This window comes from Pseudomonas sp. BSw22131 (genome assembly GCF_026810445.1).
GTDB lineage: Bacteria > Pseudomonadota > Gammaproteobacteria > Pseudomonadales > Pseudomonadaceae > Aquipseudomonas > Aquipseudomonas huanghezhanensis.
On record NZ_CP113949.1, the window covers coordinates 5,640,523 to 5,659,987 of the forward strand.

Genomic DNA, 19,465 nt, shown 5'->3' on the forward strand with positions numbered 1-19,465 from the left:
CCCTCTCCACGCACCGTCCATTTGAGCTGATCACTCCTTTTCGTCTTCCTCAAATTACGTCTTGTCTGGAGAACTCCTATGTTGACCTTCCTCGGCTTCGCCATGGTTGTGGCCTTTATGTACCTGATCATGAGCAAACGCCTGTCGGCGCTGATCGCTCTGATCATAGTGCCAATCATATTTGCTCTGTTCGGTGGTTTCGCACCGGAAATCGGCCCAATGATGCTGGCAGGCATTACCAAGTTGGCGCCGACCGGCGTCATGCTTATGTTCGCCATTCTTTACTTCGCACTGATGATCGACTCGGGCCTGTTCGACCCCGCGGTGCGCAAGATTCTCAAGCTGGTTAAAGGCGACCCGGTAAAAGTGTCTGTCGGCACTGCCGTGCTGGCACTGGTGGTGTCGCTGGACGGTGACGGCGCAACCACTTACATGATCTGCGTCGCGGCAATGCTGCCGTTGTACAGCCGTATCGGCATGAGCCCGCGGATCATGGCCGGTCTGATCATTCTGGCCGGTGGCGTGATGAATATGACCCCATGGGGCGGTCCGACCGCACGTGCGGCCAGTGCGCTGCATGTGGATCCGTCCGACATCTTCGTCCCCATGATCCCTGCGATGCTCGCTGGCGTTGTGGCGATTCTGGTGATCGCCTACTTCTACGGCAAAAAAGAGCGCGCGCGTCTCGGTGAGTTGCACTTGGCGGGCGATGAAGTCGACCACAGTGAAATCAGCGTTTCCCAATTCCCTGAAGCTCGTCGTCCCAAGCTGATCTGGTTCAACGCCGGCTTGACGCTGGTACTCATGGTCGCGCTGATCATGGGCCTGCTGCCGCTGCCCGTGCTGTTCATGATCGCCTTCAGTATCGCGATGATCGTCAACTATCCATGCCTTCAGGCTCAAAAAGACCGAGTCGCTGCTCACTCCGGCAGTGTTCTGGCAGTCGTCGGTTTGATCTTCGCAGCAGGTATTTTCACCGGTATCCTGACCGGCACCGGCATGGTCGATGCGATGTCGAAAAGCTTGCTGGCAGTGATTCCGGACGCTCTGGGGCCGTATCTGGCGGTCATCACGGCTCTGGTCAGCATGCCGTTCACCTTTTTCATGTCCAACGACGCGTTTTACTATGGCGTGCTGCCGGTACTGGCTGAAGCCGCCGCGCACTACGGCATCACCCCGGTTGAAATGGCACGTGCCTCGATCGTCGGTCAGCCCGTCCACTTGCTCAGCCCGCTGGTTCCGTCGACATACCTGCTGGTGGCACTGGCAGGCATTGAATTTGGCGATCATCAGCGCTTCACCCTCAAGTGGGCGGTGCTGGTTTGCCTGTGCATAATGGTCGCTGCGTTGCTGATGGGGATCTTCCCCTTCTTCAGCAGCATCTGAGGCCAATGACTCACTCGCCGTCGTCAGCGACGATGGCGAGAACTAGACAAGCTCAAAGGATTACCTAATGGAATGGCTGACCAACCCAGAGATCTGGGTTGCTTTCTTTACGCTGACTGCCCTGGAGATCGTTCTGGGCATCGATAACATCATCATGATTTCGATTCTGGTCAGTCGCATGCCCAAATCGATGCAGGCGCGCACACGAATCTTCGGCCTGGCGCTGGCGATGGTCACGCGTATCCTGCTGTTGCTGTCGATCACCTGGGTCATGCAGTTGACAGCCGATCTATTCGTGGTGCTGGGCCAGGGCATTTCCGGTCGAGACCTGATCCTGTTCTTCGGTGGCCTGTTCCTGCTCTGGAAGAGCTCGCAAGAGATCTACCACGGTATGGAAGGGGAGGAGGAAACCGTCGATGAGCCCCAGGGCAAGGGCGGCAAGTTCATGTACACCATCATCCAGATCGCGATAATCGACATCGTGTTCTCGCTGGATTCAGTGATCACCGCAGTCGGCATGGTGTCGCACGTACCGGTCATGGTCGCTGCAATCGTGGTTGCCGTGCTGGTCATGATGCTCTGCTCGGGCTTCATCAGCAGCTTCATCGACAAGCACCCTTCGCTGAAGATGCTCGCGCTGTCGTTCCTGATCGTGGTCGGTACAGTATTGATTGCCGACGCGTTCGACTTCCACGTACCCAAGGGCTATGTCTACTTTGCCATGGCGTTCTCGCTGGCGGTGGAAGCCGTCAACATCAAGATGCGCACCTCGATGGCCAAGAAGAAAGCAATGAGCGACCCGGTGAAACTTCGCAAGGACGTTCCGGGTCAATAACACCCTGATACACGGTCGCTGACATAACGGGGCACTGAGTGCCCCGTTTTCATTACTGCCATGTTCGCGGGCAAGTCGGCGTTGGTTGACGTATCAAACGTCTGATTTATGACATATTTGTTTCAAAATCACTATTCCGTGTACGATGCTGGCGCTAAGGCCAATGGCCAACTAAAGCTTGATTGAGCGGCTTTGAAGCTCAGCACTCGCTACACGCTGCACCTTCAATCTTTTGCTCACACGAGCAACCTTCAGGGGGCTTTTTCGTATGCTGACCCTGCTCGATTTGCTGTCCGCCGTCGCGCTGCTGATCTGGGGCACCCACATTGTTCGGACCGGGATTTTGCGCGTCTACGGCTCACAACTGCGCCGCGTCCTCAGTCAGAACATGTCCAAGCGTCCGCTGGCTTTTGTAGCCGGCATTCTGGTCACGGCACTGGTGCAGAGCAGTAACGCCACCGCCATGCTCGTCACCTCATTTGTTGGCCAAGGCCTGATGGGGCTTACGCCGGCACTCGCCATCATGCTGGGCGCCGATGTCGGCACAGCGCTGATGTCGCGAATTCTCACCTTCGATCTCTCGTGGCTGTCGCCGCTACTGATATTCCTTGGGGTGGTCTTTTTCCTGTCACGCAAGCAAACCCGCATCGGTCAGCTCGGTCGCGTCGGGATCGGGCTGGGCCTGATTGTCCTGGCGCTGCAATTGATCGTCAGCGCTGCGGCGCCCATCACGCAAGCTGCCGGCGTGAAGGTGCTGTTCGCATCACTGACCGGCGACATCCTGCTCGATGCCTTGGTCGGTGCGATGTTTGCGCTGATCTCCTATTCCAGTCTGGCCGCCGTATTGCTGACCGCGACGCTGGCGGGTGCGGAAATCATCAGCTTGCCGGTGGCTATCGGCCTGGTGATCGGCGCCAACATCGGTAGCGGCCTGCTGGCCTTTCTCAGCACCAGCATGCAGAACGTAGCGGGGCGCCAGGTTGCGCTTGGCAGCTTGCTGTACAAGCTGATCGGTCTGCTGCTGATCATCCCGGTGCTCACGCCGCTGGTGAGCTGGATGGACACGCTGCAACTGAGCCCGGCCAGCATGGTCATCAGTTTCCATGTCATTTATAACTCGCTGCGCTGCCTGATCATGCTCCCCACCGTCGGGCCGATGGGGCGACTGTGTGCGTTGATATTGCCGGAGCAAGCGGAGACCAACACCCAGACCAAACCTCGCCATCTGGACCTGACTGCACTGGCAACGCCAAGCCTTGCCCTGGCCAATGCGGTCCGTGAAACCCTGCGCATGGGCGACTTGATCGACAGCATGCTCAACGCCATGCAGGAAGTGCTGCGTGGCAACCAGACAGCAGTGACGCAGGAAGTACGTCGCCTGAACGATGACGTTGAAGTGCTCTACAACGCGATCAAGCTGTATCTGGCGCAAATGCCCCGTGAAGACCTCAGCGACCAGGACAACCGCCGCTGGGCCGAAATCATCGAGCTGGCGATCAACCTGGAACTCGCCAGTGGCCTGATCGAACGCATGCTGCGCAAAGTCCAGCAGCAAAAAACCGCCCAGCGGCGTTCTTTCTCTGAAGTAGGGCTGGAGGAACTGTCCGGCCTGCATGCGCAGCTGATGTCCAATCTGCGGCTGGGGCTGTCGGTGTTTCTAAGTGGAGATCCTGAAAGCGCCCGCCAGCTGTTGCGTGAGAAACGTCGTTTCAGGGCACAGGAAAGACGGCTGGCTCATGCGCATGTAAGCAGGCTGCAACGTAAGATCGTGCAAAGTATCGAGACAAGCTCATTGCACCTGGAACTGATCGCCGATATGAAGCGGCTCAATTCGATGTTCTGCAGCAGTGCGTATGCGGTACTTGAAACCACTGACACGGGCGCGCTCTCCAGCGAGGCATTGCCGGACTGATAGGGTGAACGCAGCGACCGGATTGAAGTCTGTTACACATACCGGCCCGCAAGGAAGCCCGTTTTTATGCGTTGCCTGCTTCTCGTTTGTTTACTACTGACATCCCTTCCCTCCATGGCGCTCGACCGATTTCAGGTCGAGGGCTATGTTTTGCCCAACGGTTTGCAACTGCTGCTCAAACCGGCCGAAAAAGGTCACGTGTCGATCCGGCTGGTGGTGGGCGTCGGCTTCGATGATTTCAGCTGCGCCGATAAAGAGCTGCCACATGTCCTCGAACATGTGCTGTTCAGCGGTATCGATGACAGCGGTGAAGGAGGGCTTGAAGAGCAAATGCAGGCGCTGGGAGGCGACTGGAACGCATTCACCAGTAACGCCGACACGACTTTCGTGATTGAAGCCCCTGCACGCAACCAGCGCAAAGTACTGGATCTGCTGCTCAACGTGCTGACCCACACGCAAATAAACCAGGCCAACCTGGACAGCGCCAAACGCATTGTCGAGCACGAAGACGGCGGCCATCATTCGCACTTGCAACGCTTGCTGGACCTGCGCGATCAGGGCCATAGCGCCAGCAATCAGTTGGCGATGGAGCTGGGCCTCAAGTGCCCGGAGCGGCCGGAAGTAGGCGCTCTCACGGTGGATCAGATACAAGCCATCCACAGTGGCTGGTACGCACCCAACAACATGACGTTGATTGTCGTCGGCGACCTTGACCGACTTTTACCGGCATACCTGGAGCGTACTTACGGGCAATTGAATGCGGTTGACCCGACTGAGCACCCTGCGCTGCCGCAGATCACTGAAAAAGCCAGGCCCGAAAAGAACCTGATACGCGGCATGCTGGGCGATAACGCCAAACTGCATCTGTTCTTCCCTGAACCTGACATGGGAGAGCAACATGACGAAACCTGGGACCTGGTAAAAACCTACCTGGACTGGGCGCTCTACAGCGAACTGCGGCTGGATAAAGGCTATTCCTATGGCCCATGGTCCGACCGCGAAGTCTTGGGCGATACCGGCTTCATGAGCCTGAACGCGGACGTGGACCGCAACGCCGTGGATGATGCGGTCGCCGCGACTCGCGGGATGCTGGAGCGGTTGCGCAAGGAAGGTCTGGACCCAGCGACCTTTGCGCGGCTGCAGCAGGCGTCTATCGCCAAGCAGGCGTGGGCCGTGCAGGGCAACAGCGCGCTGGCCGACTATTACTGGGGCGCCATCAACGATTACGACAACGGTCGTTTCGATGATCCATCCAAACGCACGCGCGCCGTCAGTCTGGACCTTGCCAATCAGGCGATGCGCAAGCTTCTCGCCCAGCCAGGATATTTGCGCATTGAAAAACCCCTGCTCAGTTATGACGAAGTGTATGGGCTAGGCGTGGTGCTGCTTGCGCTCATCATCCTGCTGATCGTCTGGCGGGTCTGGGCCTACAAGACGCGACCGCTGTGAAAGTCCTGCAGCGTTAGTAGGAGCGCGCTTTTTGGCGTGCTGATTGTTGATACCCTGCAAAGGATTTTTCCTACGACAAAAAGTGAACACGCGAAATGCCGGACTGGAATGCCATCGTTAACCACTCAGCCGTACAACGCATCATCGGGCTGATGCAGCGCTACCCGGGTGTGATTGCACTGTTCGGTTTTTGCTCCGGGATCGGTAGCTTCATGCTGGTGGACCGCCAAGCCAAACTGGCGACGTGGATCGCGGTCATTCTGCTACTGAGCTGGCTCTGGCTGATGTTCGAGAACAGCGCCATGACGCTGTTCGCAAAAATCTTCAAAAAAGAAATCCCCAAACCTCTGCTGCGCTACGGCACGCAGATGATCCACCAGGAAAGCCTGTTTTTCGTTCTCCCGTTCTTCTTCATCACCACCACCTGGAACAGCGGACAACTGGTATTCACCGGCTTACTCGCCGCCGCAGGCCTGATATCGATCATCGACCCGCTGTACTACAAATGGCTGGCGCCCAAGCGCTGGCTGTTCATGGCGCTCCACACGCTGACGCTGTTTGCGGCGTTGCTCACCGCATTGCCGATCATCCTGCACCTGACCACTGCCGAGAGTTACAAGCTGTCGCTGATCACCGCGATGCTGCTGGCATTCCCGAGCCTGGCCTCCAGCTTCCCGATCAATAACTGGCGGCGTGGCGCTGGGCTGGTGGTGATGACGCTGGTCATCGGCAGCGCTGGCTGGATGCTGCGCTCATGGGTGCCGCCCGCGACCTTGTGGCTCACCGAAGTCGCCGTGAGCACCACTTTCGACAATCAGAACCGCACGCCGGGGGACAGCATCACTGAAATCGGTGTCAACCAACTGCGCAGCGCCGGCCTTTACGCGTACACCTCGATCAATGCGCCGCGCGGCCTGGATGAGCGTATCTACCACGTGTGGCGCCATAACGGTAAAGAGGTCGACCGCATTGCGCTGGACATTCATGGCGGCCGGGAAGAGGGTTATCGTGCCTGGACCCACAAGCAGAATTTCCCGGCCGACGTGCTCGGCAAATGGCAGGTAAGGGTGCTGACCGATGATGGCCAGATGATTGGCGTGTTGCGCTTTGAAGTGACAGACCGCGATCAGCCCGCCGTCACCCGCAAACGCTTTACGCCTGCGGGCTTGAAACCGGGTGCCGACAGCGCTGATGCTGGGAAGCCGGATAATGGCGGGGCCGACAAGAAGGTGCCTGATCCGGCGCCGTCCGAACCCGCTAATTCCAACTAAGCTCGTCGCCATGACCTCGTCCATCTCGTCGGCCACTCGCACATCCGAGCTTTCAGGCAGCGCTGTACTGAATACTTCGACCAATCCCACTCAGTTGAGGATCGCCGGAGACTGGACGCTTGCCCATTACCCCAGCCTGCGACGCCAAACCGAAGCGCTGCGGGATGGCTTCAGTGACAGCACGCGAGTTGACCTTGGTCAATTGGGCGCGCTCGATACAGCCGGAGCCTCGTTGCTGGTGGAATTACTCGGCGTCGAGCGGTTGCGACTGCTTTCGGTTCAGGCACCCAACCTGCCGGAATCCAGCCGGGCACTGATGCAGACGATCCAGGCCGCGCTGATCGACTACTGCGCGCCGGTCAAAGATCCGGAGCAGGCCGTCAGCACGCAACTGCTGGAGCGAATCGGCAGGGCGGTCGACGTAGTCTGGAAAGACACGTTGCAACTGCTGGGTTTCGTGGGGCTGATCATGCAAACCATGGCCCTCAATCTGTTCAGGCCAAAACGCTGGCGCGCCACGTCTGTTGTCGCTCACGTAGAACAGATTGGGCTGGATGCAGCACCCATCGTGGCCCTGCTGACATTTCTGGTAGGCGCGGTCGTGGCGTTTCTCGGCGCGACGGTACTGCGGGCGTTTGGCGCCACGATTTTTACCGTTGACCTCATCGCCTTCTCTTTTTTGCGTGAATTTGCGGTCCTGCTCACTGCGATCCTGATGGCAGGACGTACCGCCAGCGCCTTTACCGCTCAAATCGGTTCGATGCAGGCCAATGAAGAGGTTGATGCCATTCGCACGCTCGGCCTGAGCCCTACCGAATTGCTGGTGGTGCCGCGCGTGATAGCGTTGCTCATCTCACTGCCCATGCTCACGTTTCTGGCAATGGTCTGCGGCATCGTCGGCGGTGGCGTGGTGTGCGCGTTGGCGCTCGATATCTCGCCCGCGATGTTTCTGTCGCTGATGCAGCAAAATATCGGGGTGCAGCACTTTTTGGTGGGCATGGTCAAAGCACCCATCTTTGCTTTCTTCATCGCATCTATCGGCTGTCTTGAGGGGTTCAAGGTCAGTGGCAGCGCAGAATCGGTAGGCGCTCACACGACCTCAAGCGTGGTCCAGTCGATCTTCGTGGTAATCGTCCTCGACGCGCTGGCGGCGATGTTTTTCATGGAGCTAGGCTGGTGACTAAACGTTGCGTTCAACCAAGCGAGGCCGTGATAGAAGTCCGAGATCTGTGCAATCGCTTCGGCAGCCAAAGCGTGCACGAGCACCTCGACCTTGATCTGTATCGAGGTGAAATCCTGGCCGTGGTCGGCGGCTCAGGCAGCGGCAAGTCGGTTTTGCTGCGCAGTATTGTCGGCTTGCGGCGCCCCGATGAAGGCCACATTCGCGTGCTGGGCCAAGACCTGCAAAACCTGTCGGAGAAAGGCCGTTCGCAGGTTGAGCGACGTTTCGGTGTGCTGTTTCAAAAGGGCGCGTTGTTCTCATCGCTGACCATCGCCGAAAACGTCGCGCTGCCACTGGTCGAGCACGCCGGACTGAGTCGCGAAGAGGCCGAGCACCTGGCGGGGATCAAGTTGGCGCTGTCAGGGCTGCCGCTGTCCGCCGCCCATAAATATCCTGCATCGCTGTCGGGAGGGATGATCAAGCGCGCAGCGCTGGCCCGAGCCCTGGCGCTGGACCCCGACATCCTTTTCCTCGATGAACCCACCGCAGGGCTTGATCCAATTGGCGCGGCAGCGTTCGACCAACTGATTCTCACCCTGCGCGATGCCTTGGGTCTGAGCGTGTTCCTGGTCACCCATGACCTGGACACGCTCTACACCATTACGGACAGGGTGGCGGTGCTGGCACAAAAAAGCGTGTTGGTGGCTGACACACTCGACAAGGTGGCGGCCACTGACGATGCATGGATTCACGAATACTTCCACGGTCCTCGTGGCCGCATGGCGTACGCCGCCGCCAATCAGCAGAAGGAGGTCTGAGGATGGAAACCCGCGCCCATCACGTATTGATCGGATTGTTCACGGTCATCGTGGTCGCTGCAGCGCTGCTGTTCGGGTTGTGGCTGGCCAAGTCCAGCGTCGATACCGCGTTCAAGGATTACCAGGTGGTGTTCAACGAGGCCGTGACCGGACTGTCGCGCGGCAGTGCGGTGCAATACAGCGGAATCAAGGTCGGTGATGTCATACAGCTCAAGCTTGATCCACAGGACCCTCGTCGTGTGTTGGCGCAAATCCGCGTAACTGGCGATACGCCGATCAAGGACGACACTCAGGCAAAACTCGCGCTAAACGGTATTACCGGCACATCGATCATCCAGCTCAGCGGTGGAACACCTCAAAGCCCTGAGCTGGCGGGCGAGAACGGCAAGCTTCCGATCATCATTGCGGCGCCATCGCCCATTGCGCGCCTGCTGAACAACAGCAACGACCTGCTGACGGGCGTCAACGTACTGCTGCACAACGCCAACGAGATGTTTTCGTCGAAAAACGTAGAAACCCTCACCCGTACGCTGGAGCACCTTGAGCAAACCACTGGCGCAATCGCCGACCAGCGTGACGACATTCGACAGGCCCTCAAGCAATTGACGGTGCTCAGCAAGCAGGCCGGCGGGACGCTGGAACAGACGTCTCTGCTGATGCGCAACGCCAATACCTTGCTGACCAGCGACGGCAAACGGGTGGTTGGCAGCGCCGAGAACGCAATGAAATCGCTGGAACAAAGCAGTGCAAAAATCAATGCGTTGCTGACCAATAATCAGGATTCACTCAACGGCGGGATGCAGGGTCTGGGCGAGCTGGGTCCGGCAATCCGTGAGCTGCGTGAAACGCTGAACTCGTTGAAAACCATTTCCCGCCGTCTGGACGCCGACCCCAGTGGTTACCTGCTAGGCCGCGACAAGCACAAGGAATTCGAGCCATGAGGCTTAACTGTCAGTCCGTTGGCCGTGTTGTGATCATTGCCGTGATGCTGCTTTCAGGCGGTTGTTCGATCCTGCCCAAGACTGCGCCTTCTGATATTTATCGCCTGCCGACGACCGCTTTGAAGGCAAACAAAATGACGCCGGTGCCGTGGTCGCTGCGAATCGTGCGCCCCAAAGCCAGCGAGACGCTGGACAGCCCGCGTATCGCAGTCATTCCTCAGGGAGATGTGATCAGCAGTTATAAAGGAGCTCGCTGGAGTGATCCGGCCCCGGTGCTGTTGCGCAATCGGCTGACCGATGCGTTTTACCGTGATGGCCGAGTGCAATCGATCAGCACCGACGACAGCAACCTGTTAGCAGATTTCGAGCTGGGCGGGGAGTTGCAGGCCTTTCAGAGCGAATACAACGGCCAGGCCATTGACGTGGTGATCCGGATGGATGCGCGCATCGCCAATGATCGCCAGCGCATCGTCGCCAGCAGGCGCTTTGAAGTGCGCCAGTCTGTGGCTGATAAGCAGGTGGCGGCGGTGGTCGCGGCGTTTGGGCAGGCCAGCGACACGCTGACCGCCCAGTTGCTGCAGTGGACACTGGAGCAGGGTCAGCACAACTACGCAACGGCGCCGAAGAACCAGTAGCAGACAAAGATCGCCGCAACCACACCGGCGAGTTCAGCCAGCAGCGCGCAACCCACGGCATGCCGCGCGCGCTGGATACCGACGGCGCCGAAATACACGGCCAGCACGTAGAAGGTGGTTTCAGTGCTGCCCTGAATGGTCGCCGCCACCAACGCCGGGAAGCTGTCGACGCCTTGAGTCTGCATGGTTTCGATCAGCATCGCCCGGGCTGCGCTGCCAGAGAATGGCTTGACCAAGGCTGTCGGCAGCGCATCGACAAAGCGCGTGTCCAGCCCGAACCACTGGGTGGCGTGGCGGATCCCTTCCAGAATCAGATCCAGCGCGCCGGATGCCCGCAGCACGCCCACCGCACACAACATTGCCACCAGATACGGCAGCAGGTTTTTCGCGACGTCGAAGCCCTCTTTGGCGCCTTCGACAAAGGCCTCATACACCTTGACCTTGCGCAACGCGCCAATCACCAGAAACAGGATGATCAGGCCGAACAGCGTGACGTTGCCCAAGACCGAAGACAGGCCCGCGAGCGCGGTTGCAGAGAGTCCGGCCAGCAGCACCATGAAGCCACCCAGCAACAGAGCGCCGGGAATGAGGTAGGCAAGCACGACCGGGTCCCAGAGCCGCAGTCGCTGCATGAATGCCACAGACAACAGGCCAACGAGGGTCGAAGCACTGGTCGCCAGCAGGATCGGCAGAAAGACCATCGTCGGGTCTGGCGCGCCCTGTTGCGCGCGGTACATGAAAACGGTCACCGGAAGCAGCGTCAGCGAGGAGGCATTGAGCACCAGAAACAGAATCTGGGCATTGCTGGCCACCGTCTGACTGGGGTTCAGCTCCTGCAACGCGCGCATTGCCTTGAGGCCAATCGGCGTGGCGGCGTTGTCGAGCCCAAGCGCGTTGGCTGCAAAATTGAGGGTGATCAAGCCGAGCGCCGGATGGCCGGGCGGGACTTCAGGCATCAAGCGCGTGAACAGCGGGCCAAGGACTTTGGCGAGCCAATCGACAATGCCGGCCTTCTCGGCGATTTTCAGGAAACCCAGCCACAGCGTCAGCGTGCCGAACAGCAGGATCATCACATCGACCGAGAGCTTGGCCATGGCGAAGATGCTTTCGACCATCGTCGCGAAGATGCCGGAGTTGCCCCCGATCAACCACTGCGCAAGCGCCGAAACCGCCGCCACCAGAAAAAAGCCAAGCCATAGGCCGTTGAGCATCGGTAAGTCCCTCAAAAGATGCGGGGGATGATAGCGGCGCAGGGCGGAACAACAAACCCTAATGCGCATTAAAACGGGACGACACGACGTCTTCTATAGGAGCGAATTCATTCGCCATCGCCGTATAAGGCGCATCCGGGTTTATATGGCAGACGCCTCGCGAATAAATTCGCTCCTACAGGGGTTATCTTCAAACCGCTTAACCAACAAACCCCGGAGATCCGGGGTTTGGGTCAAGCGGGGCGTCGTATCAATCGATGCTGGTCTGCCCTGCGGGCAATGAGTCGTTGCGACGCTCACGTATCAGGGAGTTCCAGTAACGCTCTCCCTTGGCATCGTCGTAGAGGCCTTCCCAGCGCGAGATGACAAGTACCGCCAGCGCGTTGCCGATCACGTTCAGCGCCGTTCGCGCCATGTCCATGATTCGGTCCACGCCTGCGATAAACGCCAGGCCTTCCAGCGGAATGCCGACGCTGCCCAGCGTCGCCAGCAGTACCACGAATGACACACCCGGCACGCCAGCAATCCCTTTGGAGGTGACCATCAAGGTCAGCACCAGCATCAGTTGCTGACCAATCGACAGATCGATGCCATACAACTGCGCGATAAACAGCGCGGCAATGCTTTGGTACAGCGTCGAGCCATCGAGGTTAAAGGAATAGCCAGTCGGCACCACAAAGCTGCTAATAGCCTTCGGCGCGCCGTATGCCTCCATCTTCTCGATCACTCGTGGCAGCACGGTTTCAGAGCTGGCGGTGGAGTAAGCCAGGATCAGCTCATCCTTGAAGATGCGCATCAGCTTGAGCACCGAGAAACCAAACAGGCGAGCGATCAACCCAAGAATCACAAAGGCAAAGAACGCGATGGCGACATAAACCAGGATCACCAGTTTGGCCAGCGGCAGCAGCGACGCGAAACCAAAGTTGGCGACTGTCACCGCTATCAACGCAAATACACCGATGGGGGCGTAGTTCATGATCATGTGCGTGACCTTGAACATGGTTTCCGAGATGCCCTGAAACACCTTCACCAGCGGCTCACGCACCTCGGCTTGAAGGCTCGACAGCCCAAGACCGAAGAACACCGAGAAGAAAATGATCGGCAACATATCGCCACGGCTGACAGCGGCGAAGATGTTCGAAGGGATCAGGTTGAGGATCGTCGCGATCAAGGCGTGATCATGCTGCACCTCAGCGTTGGTCTTCTCGTATTGCGAGATGTCCACGGTGCCCAGCGTACTCATGTCGATGCCAGTGCCAGGATGGAACACGTTGGCCATCAGCAGCCCAACGACGATGGCAATGGTGGTGACGACTTCGAAATAGAGGATAGTTTTGAAGCCGATGCGCCCGAGCTTCTTGGCGTCGCCCATGCCGGCAATACCGACGATCAACGAGGAGATGACAATCGGAATGACGATCATCTTGATCAGACGGATGAAGATGTCACCCGCTGGCTGCAGGATATTGCTGATCCACCAGGCTTTTTCTGTACTGAAATGATTAAGTACAGCGCCCAGTGCGATCCCGAGTACCAACCCGATGAGAATTTGCCAGGCGAGGCTCAGTCTTGCCTTCTTCATGTCATTACCCTTGTTATAGATGGCTTGGACATTTCCCGACCGACGCTTCAATAGCCGATTAAAAGCGGTGCTTTGAAACACGGGCGCCCTTGGAAATATCCAGAAGGTCACCGCAAACCGAGCATCCGAGCTCTGGCAGGCGAAAAAGGGCGCAACTATTCCCACGTAAGCCCTGATCGTCTAATGCCGTAAATGACTACCTCATGCCGAATCGGCATGAGGAAAATCAATCACTTAGCTGAAAGTCTCTTTTAAGAGTTTGGAGAAGAGAGACGCAGGAGTGCTTGGAAGTGGCTAAAACGTCGTCTCCAGCCAACATCGCTAAAGTCCGCAGTGCACCATCCATACGAACAGGGCATGGTTCTTGAGCAGCTGATTGATCTCGATTTTGTCGATATACGGTCGTAGGACGTTTCTACATCGAGTGCAGGACGATAAAACACGGAAGATAGGACGATAAGAAAGCGGGAATTTAAGCGGGAGAATTGCGAGATTTTTTGCGCCCCGCAAGCCCGACATTTACGGCAGTGGCTGCCCAAATGCAGGACTCGCGTTGCGGCTTCCTGACCCGGCCCGATAACGGAGGTACTCCCTGTACCCCTAGGTCGCTGCGATCATCCATTGATCAAAACAACCCGGCCCCATGGTCCAGCGCACGCCGTCTTCGGGCTGCGCATCAAAAAAGAAGACCGGCCGATTGGCCCGTCTTCTTCTGTCTGAATCAGTACCAGTTAGGGTCTTTCTTCAGTTGCTCTCTCAGCAATCCCTGCATGCCTTCATCAGGCTTTCCAAGAAACCGGTAATCAGCGTGACGCGTGGGTGACTTGTCTGCTGGAAGACCAGCAGGCACTTCCACCAACATGCCATACGCTTCTTTCTTATCGAGGCTGAAGGCCACGATCAGTCGCTTGTTGATGCAGGTGTCCTGAGTTTCACATAGCGGTCCGACTAGATAACCGTCGCCGTCTTCGGTCACTGCGTTCATTTGCTCGGACGAGCCAGACAGGTTAATCACCCAGTCAGGCAAACGCTCTTCCTTCTTAACGACCTCGGACCATGTCTGGCGGTACGCTGGATCAGCGCTCAAAAGTCCGTTCACTCGAGCCTGACCATCGTTGGCCGCCACGACCAAGGCGCTGCTGGTCATCAGAACAGTCAGCGCCAAAGCATGGAAAGGCTTACAGGTCATGTCAGCCTCGACCGCGACGGCCGAAGAAGAACGAGACAACAAACATCACAAGGAAGACCACAAAGAGAATCTTGGCGATACCCGTTGCAGTGCCCGCGATACCACCGAAGCCAAGGACTGCAGCGACGATAGCGATGATCAGAAACGTGATTGCCCAACTCAACATGGTGATTCTCCTTACTGTTTTTAATTTCCACACATCGAATCGGAATCGATATATCGATGCAGATACGCCTCTGACCTCATCGATCAGTCAGAAGATCCAACACTTAAAACACCCAGCTCTGCTGACGCGGCATCTGCTCATCGGCAGCTACCTGATCAACAGACTGAAAGCTCAGCGCAACATCCTTCGCCTTCAGCGCGGTCGCAGTCGCGACTGGCATGTTGTGGCTGTAGGAATGTTTGACCTGAGCTGTCTCCCGATTCTGGTTCCAATGATTGAACTGCTGGGTAGCGATAAGAGTGATCATCAGCGCCAAGCTGGCGAACAGGCCTTGCTGCATGTGCAGAGGCGAAATACGCAATTGAGCGAGACGTTGAGTATTCATTCATATGCTCCTTCCCACCTGGGTGGTCATCAATCTTGTGGGCCTATGGTTCAGGCCTTTCTTGAATGATGTATTGCAGCCTGTGTGCCAGCTTTTTGCTCGCTATAAAAATCTTATAAATCAATTAGTTATGTAAATATGCCTGAATGGTCTTACACGCAAGCTGCACGATTGAACATTTAGGATCGTGCGTAATGCACGAAGCTCACTCTGACCAAGCGCCCCAAGCGTCAAATTAGCCAGTAGTACGCGTCGTTACCCGCAGGGTGTCTGCGTCTACACCCTTGACGCCACGGATGTTGCGAGCGATCTCGACCGCGAGCTCTTTCTCGGCGTAATTAGCAACGACGCCTTCCAGTTTGACGACACCCGCCTTGGTATCGACCTTGATATTCAGGCCATCAAGTGTTCGGCTATAAATAAGACTCGATTTGACCTTGCTGGTGATCCACACATCGCTGAACTCTTCGCGCACGCTGTTGGCCTCGGCCGCGCTTTGTTCCTTGATGGCCTGGGTGTCACGAGCGCTGAGGCTAATGAGGTTGTTCACCTCGGTAACACCATCGGTGTTGCTCGCCAGGCTGCCAGCCAATAGCTTGGCGTCGGCGCTTTGAGCCTGCCCTTTGAGCGTCACCACGCCTTGCTGGCTGGTCACATCGATCTTCAACGCTTCCGTTACGCTGTTCCACAGCAGCTTGGACTTGATGGTTGCGGTCAGTGTCGCGTCTTCGAAACGCTGGGCCATATTGGCTTTAGTGCCTGGCTCAGAGGCAACGGCTTCATCGATCTCAAGCTGGTTGTCGACCTTGTTGATGCCTTGGGTATCGCCTGCGATTTGCCCGGCCAGCTCTTTGTCGACTTCGTTTTCCACCTTGCCTTTGAGAACGGCAGTACCTTGCTCGACTTCAACGGACAGGTTGAACGGGCTGAGATGGCGATTAAGGGCGAACGCTGTCCAGATCGAGCCTTCCTGCCGTGCTTCTGCCAGCTGTGTCTGCAGATCACCTTGCGCCGCTTGCGCGGCCTGGCTGAATACTGGCGTAAATCCGAGGACGGTAACGGTGGCCGTGGCGAGGGCGATCTTCTTGAACGGATGCATGGCAAATCTCCAACGATTGCAAACAGGACTACTTGAGAGACTTTGCAGATCCCAAGTCGTTCTGTGCAAAGTGCCATCACGGACCCATGCCAAGGCGAACTTTTATCGCCAGAAACGGCTGCGTCGCCGCGGAAAATCCTGTTCAAGACGAATTTTTTTCAGATAGCTACCATGCCGCGTGCTTAATCAATCAGAATCCACCATGCAACTTGCCCGATGTTTCCGGGACTAACCAAAGATCATTCGTACAGGAGCGTAGGAAAAATGGAAGCAGCCACTGAGAATCAGGGCCGTATTCTGCTTGTGGATGATGAATCCGCCATCCTTCGCACCTTCCGTTACTGCCTGGAAGATGAAGGCTACAACGTCGCTACAGCCAATAGCGCGGCGCAGGCTGACGCGTTGCTGCAACGTCAGGTGTTTGATGTGTGCTTTCTGGATTTGCGCCTGGGCGAAGACAACGGCCTGGACGTGCTGGCGCAGATGCGTGTTCAGGCGCCCTGGATGCGTGTCGTCATCGTCACCGCGCACTCGGCTGTCGACACTGCTGTAGATGCCATTCAGGCAGGAGCCGCCGATTATCTGGTCAAGCCGTGCAGCCCTGACCAGTTGCGCCTGGCGACCGCCAAGCAACTGGAAGTGCGTCAGTTGTCGGCACGGCTGGAAGCATTGGAAGGGGAAGTGCGCAAGCCAAAAGACGGCCTGGACTCGCACAGCCCCTCCATGATGTCGATCCTGGAGACAGCTCGCCAAGTGGCTAACACGGATGCCAACATCTTGATCCTCGGTGAATCCGGTACGGGCAAGGGTGAATTGGCACGCGCCATCCACGGCTGGAGCAAACGCGCCAAGAAATCGTGCGTGACGATCAACTGCCCGTCGCTGACGGCAGAGCTGATGGAAAGCGAGTTGTTCGGACACAGCCGTGGTGCGTTCACCGGCGCTAGCGAGAGTACGCTGGGACGCGTCAATCAAGCAGACGGCGGTACGCTGTTTCTCGACGAGATCGGCGATTTTCCGCTCACTTTGCAGCCCAAACTCCTGCGATTCATTCAGGATAAAGAATACGAACGTGTGGGTGACCCGGTCACACGTCGCGCTGACGTGCGCATCCTTGCCGCGACCAACCTCAATCTTGAAGACATGGTCCGCGAGGGTCGCTTCCGTGAGGATCTGCTGTACCGCCTGAACGTCATCACGCTGAACCTGCCGCCCCTGCGCGAACGCAGTGAAGACATCCTGACACTCGCAGACCGTTTCCTGGCGCGCTTCGTCAAGGAATACAGTCGGCCGGCGCGTGGTTTCAGCGAAGAGGCAACGGCGGCGCTGCTCAATTACCGCTGGCCGGGAAATATCCGCGAGCTGCGTAACGTGATTGAGCGTGCAAGCATCATCTGCCCTCAGGAAAAGGTTGAAGTCAGCCACCTCGGTATGGCCGAACAACCTGTCAACAACTCGCCACGGGTGGGCGCAGCATTGAGCCTGGACGAGCTTGAAAAAGCGCACATCGGCGCTGTTCTGGCCACCAGCGACACGCTTGATCAGGCGGCGAAAACGCTGGGCATCGACGCCTCTACGCTGTACCGCAAGCGAAAGCAGTACAACTTATGATTTGTCGCCCATGAAGCTCGCGATGAAGTTACGCACTCGGCTTTTCCTCAGCATTTCGGCGCTTATAACGGTCGCATTGCTGGGCTTGCTGTTGGGCCTGGTTTCCGTCATGCAGATGGCGCAGTCCCAGGAGTCCCTGATCAAGCATAACTTTTTCACCCTCGACCTGGGCCTCAAGCTGCGACAGAACCTTGGCGATCAACTGGTGATGATGCTGCGGGAGACGCCGCAACAACCGGCTCTTTCCCAAACGCAGCAACAGTTTCAGGCATTGCTGAGTGAAGGCATCGATCACGAACAGCAGACCAACACGCACAATGGCTTCGAGCAGGCACGCCTGGACTACCAGCAGTTTCTGCTGGCGTATGAGCGCTCGCGCAGCACCACACAGCAAGTCATCGACAACACCGAAATCACCAACAGCTTTAACGTTCTGCGCAATGGATTGCTGAACGCGCATCGGCAAGCGCTCGAGAACATCAACCTGTCTGAAAGCGAGTCTCGCAGCCATGCGCTGTGGGTCAGCGCGCTGCTGGGGCTGGTAGGCCTCGCGGTACTGGGCATCGGGTTCATCACCGCACATGGCATTGCCAACCGCTTCGGGGCGCCAATCGAAGCGCTGGCCAAAGCGGCCGATAACATCGGCCAGGGTAACTACGAGGTCACATTGCCAATCTCATCGGCAGCCGAGATGAATTTGCTCACGCGCAGGTTCGGCGTGATGGCCGAGGCCCTTCGCAGGCATCAGGTCACCAACGTCGATGAACTGCTGGCCGGCCAGCAGCGCCTGCAGGCCGTGCTCGACAGCATCGACGACGGATTGCTGATGATTGATCGCCAAGGCCGCCTGGAACATTTGAACCCGGTGGCGCAGCGGCAACTGGGCTGGGAGGAAGACCGTCTCGGCACAGGGCTGGGTGAAGCGTTGAACCGCCCTGAACTCGACGAGCAGTTATATCTGGTGTTGCGTGGAGGTACGCTTGAGCGCGCGCCCGAAGACTTATCCATCGAGATCGATGGCGAAACACGCTTGCTGACCTTCAGCCTGACACCGGTCAGCCACACCAAGGGGCATATCCTGGGTGCGGTAATGGTGCTGCATGACGTGACCGAGCAGCGCGCCTTTGAACGCGTGCGTAGCGAGTTCGTCCTGCGTGCCTCGCATGAATTGCGCACGCCAGTGACGGGCATGCACATGGCGTTCGGCTTACTGCAGGAGCGCGTGAGCTTTCCGGCGGAGTCACGAGAAGCGGACCTGCTCAAGACCGTCAACGAAGAAATGCAGCGCTTGATGCAACTGATCAACGACCTGCTGAATTTCTCCCGGTACCAGAATGGTCTGCAAAAGCTGACGCTTGCGCCTTGTGACGTTGGAGAACTGCTGGAAGAAACGCGCCGGCGCTTCTCCGATCAGGCGCAGGAACAAGAGACGATTCTGCTGGTTGAAATGGAAAATGGTTTGCCGCGCCTTCACGCCGACAGGTCTCAACTGGACCGCGTGATGGATAACCTGCTGGACAACGCGCTGCGTCATACGCCGCAGGGCGGGCTGATCCGTTTGCAGGCACGCCGCCACGGCGAGCGGCTCATCGTGAGTGTCGAAGACAACGGCGAAGGCATCGCCTACGGCCAACAGGCTCGCATCTTCGAACCGTTCGTTCAGGTCGGGCGCAAGAAGGGCGGTGCAGGACTTGGTCTGGCGCTGTGCAAAGAAATCGTGCAGTTGCACGGCGGGCGAATGGGGGTTTACTCACGCCCAGCCCAAGGCACTCAGTTCTATATGGCGCTACCGCTTTAAGCCCCTGTTGGGGCA

17 protein-coding genes are annotated in these 19,465 nt (G+C 57.7%); 11 read left to right on the forward strand and 6 right to left on the reverse strand.

The genetic code is table 11. The annotated features are described in order from the left end of the window. Positions 1-78 precede the first annotated feature (78 nt). From OYW20_RS25515 to OYW20_RS25555, 9 genes are all read left to right on the forward strand, one after another. The gene (locus OYW20_RS25515) at positions 79-1,386 is read left to right on the forward strand and encodes a CitMHS family transporter (protein ID WP_268798621.1); all 1,308 of its coding nucleotides are present in this window, start codon (positions 79-81) and stop codon (positions 1,384-1,386) included. A gap of 67 nt (positions 1,387-1,453) precedes the next feature. Continuing rightward, positions 1,454-2,221 carry a TerC family protein gene (locus tag OYW20_RS25520; RefSeq protein ID WP_268798622.1) on the forward strand — a complete coding sequence of 256 codons (768 nt, stop codon included), beginning with the start codon at positions 1,454-1,456 and terminating at the stop codon, positions 2,219-2,221. 268 nt (positions 2,222-2,489) lie between these two features. Continuing rightward, positions 2,490-4,133: a Na/Pi cotransporter family protein gene (locus OYW20_RS25525; RefSeq protein ID WP_268798623.1), complete on the forward strand. Its 1,644-nt coding sequence runs from the start codon at positions 2,490-2,492 to the stop codon at positions 4,131-4,133. Positions 4,134-4,199: 66 nt separating this feature from the next. Further along, positions 4,200-5,582: a M16 family metallopeptidase gene (locus tag OYW20_RS25530; protein ID WP_268798624.1), complete on the forward strand. Its 1,383-nt coding sequence runs from the start codon at positions 4,200-4,202 to the stop codon at positions 5,580-5,582. A gap of 95 nt (positions 5,583-5,677) precedes the next feature. Further along, positions 5,678-6,853, forward strand: a complete 1,176-nt coding sequence (locus tag OYW20_RS25535; protein ID WP_268798625.1) for a DUF5924 family protein — start codon at positions 5,678-5,680, stop codon at positions 6,851-6,853. A 10-nt stretch (positions 6,854-6,863) separates the two neighbouring features. Further along, positions 6,864-8,033: an ABC transporter permease gene (locus tag OYW20_RS25540; protein WP_268798626.1), complete on the forward strand. Its 1,170-nt coding sequence runs from the start codon at positions 6,864-6,866 to the stop codon at positions 8,031-8,033. Then, positions 8,030-8,833, forward strand: coding sequence for an ABC transporter ATP-binding protein (locus OYW20_RS25545; RefSeq protein WP_268798627.1), 804 nt, complete (start codon positions 8,030-8,032; stop codon positions 8,831-8,833). Before OYW20_RS25540 ends, OYW20_RS25545 begins: the two co-directional genes overlap by 4 nt. Positions 8,834-8,835: 2 nt before the next feature. Further along, a complete protein-coding gene (locus OYW20_RS25550) occupies positions 8,836-9,774 on the forward strand; it encodes an MlaD family protein (protein WP_268798628.1) in 939 nt (312 codons plus the stop codon). Next, a complete protein-coding gene (locus OYW20_RS25555; RefSeq protein WP_268798629.1) occupies positions 9,771-10,409 on the forward strand; it encodes an ABC-type transport auxiliary lipoprotein family protein in 639 nt (212 codons plus the stop codon). The genes OYW20_RS25550 and OYW20_RS25555 overlap by 4 nt, the downstream gene beginning before the upstream one ends. Here the strand turns inward: OYW20_RS25555 and OYW20_RS25560 are convergent. From OYW20_RS25560 to OYW20_RS25585, 6 genes are all read right to left on the reverse strand, one after another. Continuing rightward, the gene (locus tag OYW20_RS25560) at positions 10,382-11,620 is read right to left on the reverse strand and encodes a nucleoside recognition domain-containing protein (RefSeq protein WP_268798630.1); all 1,239 of its coding nucleotides are present in this window, start codon (positions 11,618-11,620) and stop codon (positions 10,382-10,384) included. The genes OYW20_RS25555 and OYW20_RS25560 overlap by 28 nt on opposite strands. A gap of 250 nt (positions 11,621-11,870) precedes the next feature. Beyond that, a complete protein-coding gene (gltP, locus tag OYW20_RS25565; RefSeq protein ID WP_268798631.1) occupies positions 11,871-13,202 on the reverse strand; it encodes a glutamate/aspartate:proton symporter GltP in 1,332 nt (443 codons plus the stop codon). 721 nt (positions 13,203-13,923) lie between these two features. Then, positions 13,924-14,391: an inhibitor of vertebrate lysozyme family protein gene (locus OYW20_RS25570; protein WP_268798632.1), complete on the reverse strand. Its 468-nt coding sequence runs from the start codon at positions 14,389-14,391 to the stop codon at positions 13,924-13,926. A 1-nt stretch (position 14,392) separates the two neighbouring features. After that, complete coding sequence (locus OYW20_RS25575) at positions 14,393-14,557, reverse strand: DUF1328 domain-containing protein (RefSeq protein ID WP_002555679.1); 165 nt, start codon at positions 14,555-14,557, stop codon at positions 14,393-14,395. A 103-nt stretch (positions 14,558-14,660) separates the two neighbouring features. After that, positions 14,661-14,942, reverse strand: coding sequence for a hypothetical protein (locus OYW20_RS25580; protein ID WP_268798633.1), 282 nt, complete (start codon positions 14,940-14,942; stop codon positions 14,661-14,663). Positions 14,943-15,177: 235 nt separating this feature from the next. Next, complete coding sequence (locus OYW20_RS25585) at positions 15,178-16,041, reverse strand: BON domain-containing protein (RefSeq protein WP_268798634.1); 864 nt, start codon at positions 16,039-16,041, stop codon at positions 15,178-15,180. Between the two features lie 264 nt (positions 16,042-16,305). Here OYW20_RS25585 and algB point away from each other — a divergent pair, with 264 nt between their 5' ends. Both algB and OYW20_RS25595 read left to right on the forward strand, forming a co-directional pair. Next, a complete protein-coding gene (gene algB / locus OYW20_RS25590; RefSeq protein WP_268798635.1) occupies positions 16,306-17,652 on the forward strand; it encodes a sigma-54-dependent response regulator transcription factor AlgB in 1,347 nt (448 codons plus the stop codon). A gap of 10 nt (positions 17,653-17,662) precedes the next feature. After that, a complete protein-coding gene (locus OYW20_RS25595) occupies positions 17,663-19,450 on the forward strand; it encodes a KinB sensor domain-containing domain (protein ID WP_268798636.1) in 1,788 nt (595 codons plus the stop codon). Positions 19,451-19,465 lie beyond the last annotated feature (15 nt).

Excerpts from the sequence above, each read along its gene's own strand:
- OYW20_RS25515 (WP_268798621.1), top strand. The coding sequence starts at position 79 with ATGTTGACCTTCCTCGGCTTCGCCATGGTTGTGGCCTTTATGTACCTG.
- OYW20_RS25520 (WP_268798622.1), top strand. The coding sequence starts at position 1,454 with ATGGAATGGCTGACCAACCCAGAGATCTGGGTTGCTTTCTTTACGCTG.
- OYW20_RS25525 (WP_268798623.1), top strand. The coding sequence starts at position 2,490 with ATGCTGACCCTGCTCGATTTGCTGTCCGCCGTCGCGCTGCTGATCTGG.
- OYW20_RS25530 (WP_268798624.1), top strand. The coding sequence starts at position 4,200 with ATGCGTTGCCTGCTTCTCGTTTGTTTACTACTGACATCCCTTCCCTCC.
- OYW20_RS25535 (WP_268798625.1), top strand. The coding sequence starts at position 5,678 with ATGCCGGACTGGAATGCCATCGTTAACCACTCAGCCGTACAACGCATC.
- OYW20_RS25540 (WP_268798626.1), top strand. The coding sequence starts at position 6,864 with ATGACCTCGTCCATCTCGTCGGCCACTCGCACATCCGAGCTTTCAGGC.
- OYW20_RS25550 (WP_268798628.1), top strand. The coding sequence starts at position 8,836 with ATGGAAACCCGCGCCCATCACGTATTGATCGGATTGTTCACGGTCATC.
- OYW20_RS25555 (WP_268798629.1), top strand. The coding sequence starts at position 9,771 with ATGAGGCTTAACTGTCAGTCCGTTGGCCGTGTTGTGATCATTGCCGTG.
- OYW20_RS25560 (WP_268798630.1), bottom strand. The coding sequence starts at position 11,620 with ATGCTCAACGGCCTATGGCTTGGCTTTTTTCTGGTGGCGGCGGTTTCG.
- gltP (WP_268798631.1), bottom strand. The coding sequence starts at position 13,202 with ATGAAGAAGGCAAGACTGAGCCTCGCCTGGCAAATTCTCATCGGGTTG.
- OYW20_RS25570 (WP_268798632.1), bottom strand. The coding sequence starts at position 14,391 with ATGACCTGTAAGCCTTTCCATGCTTTGGCGCTGACTGTTCTGATGACC.
- OYW20_RS25575 (WP_002555679.1), bottom strand. The coding sequence starts at position 14,557 with ATGTTGAGTTGGGCAATCACGTTTCTGATCATCGCTATCGTCGCTGCA.
- OYW20_RS25580 (WP_268798633.1), bottom strand. The coding sequence starts at position 14,942 with ATGAATACTCAACGTCTCGCTCAATTGCGTATTTCGCCTCTGCACATG.
- OYW20_RS25585 (WP_268798634.1), bottom strand. The coding sequence starts at position 16,041 with ATGCATCCGTTCAAGAAGATCGCCCTCGCCACGGCCACCGTTACCGTC.
- algB (WP_268798635.1), top strand. The coding sequence starts at position 16,306 with ATGGAAGCAGCCACTGAGAATCAGGGCCGTATTCTGCTTGTGGATGAT.
- OYW20_RS25595 (WP_268798636.1), top strand. The coding sequence starts at position 17,663 with ATGAAGCTCGCGATGAAGTTACGCACTCGGCTTTTCCTCAGCATTTCG.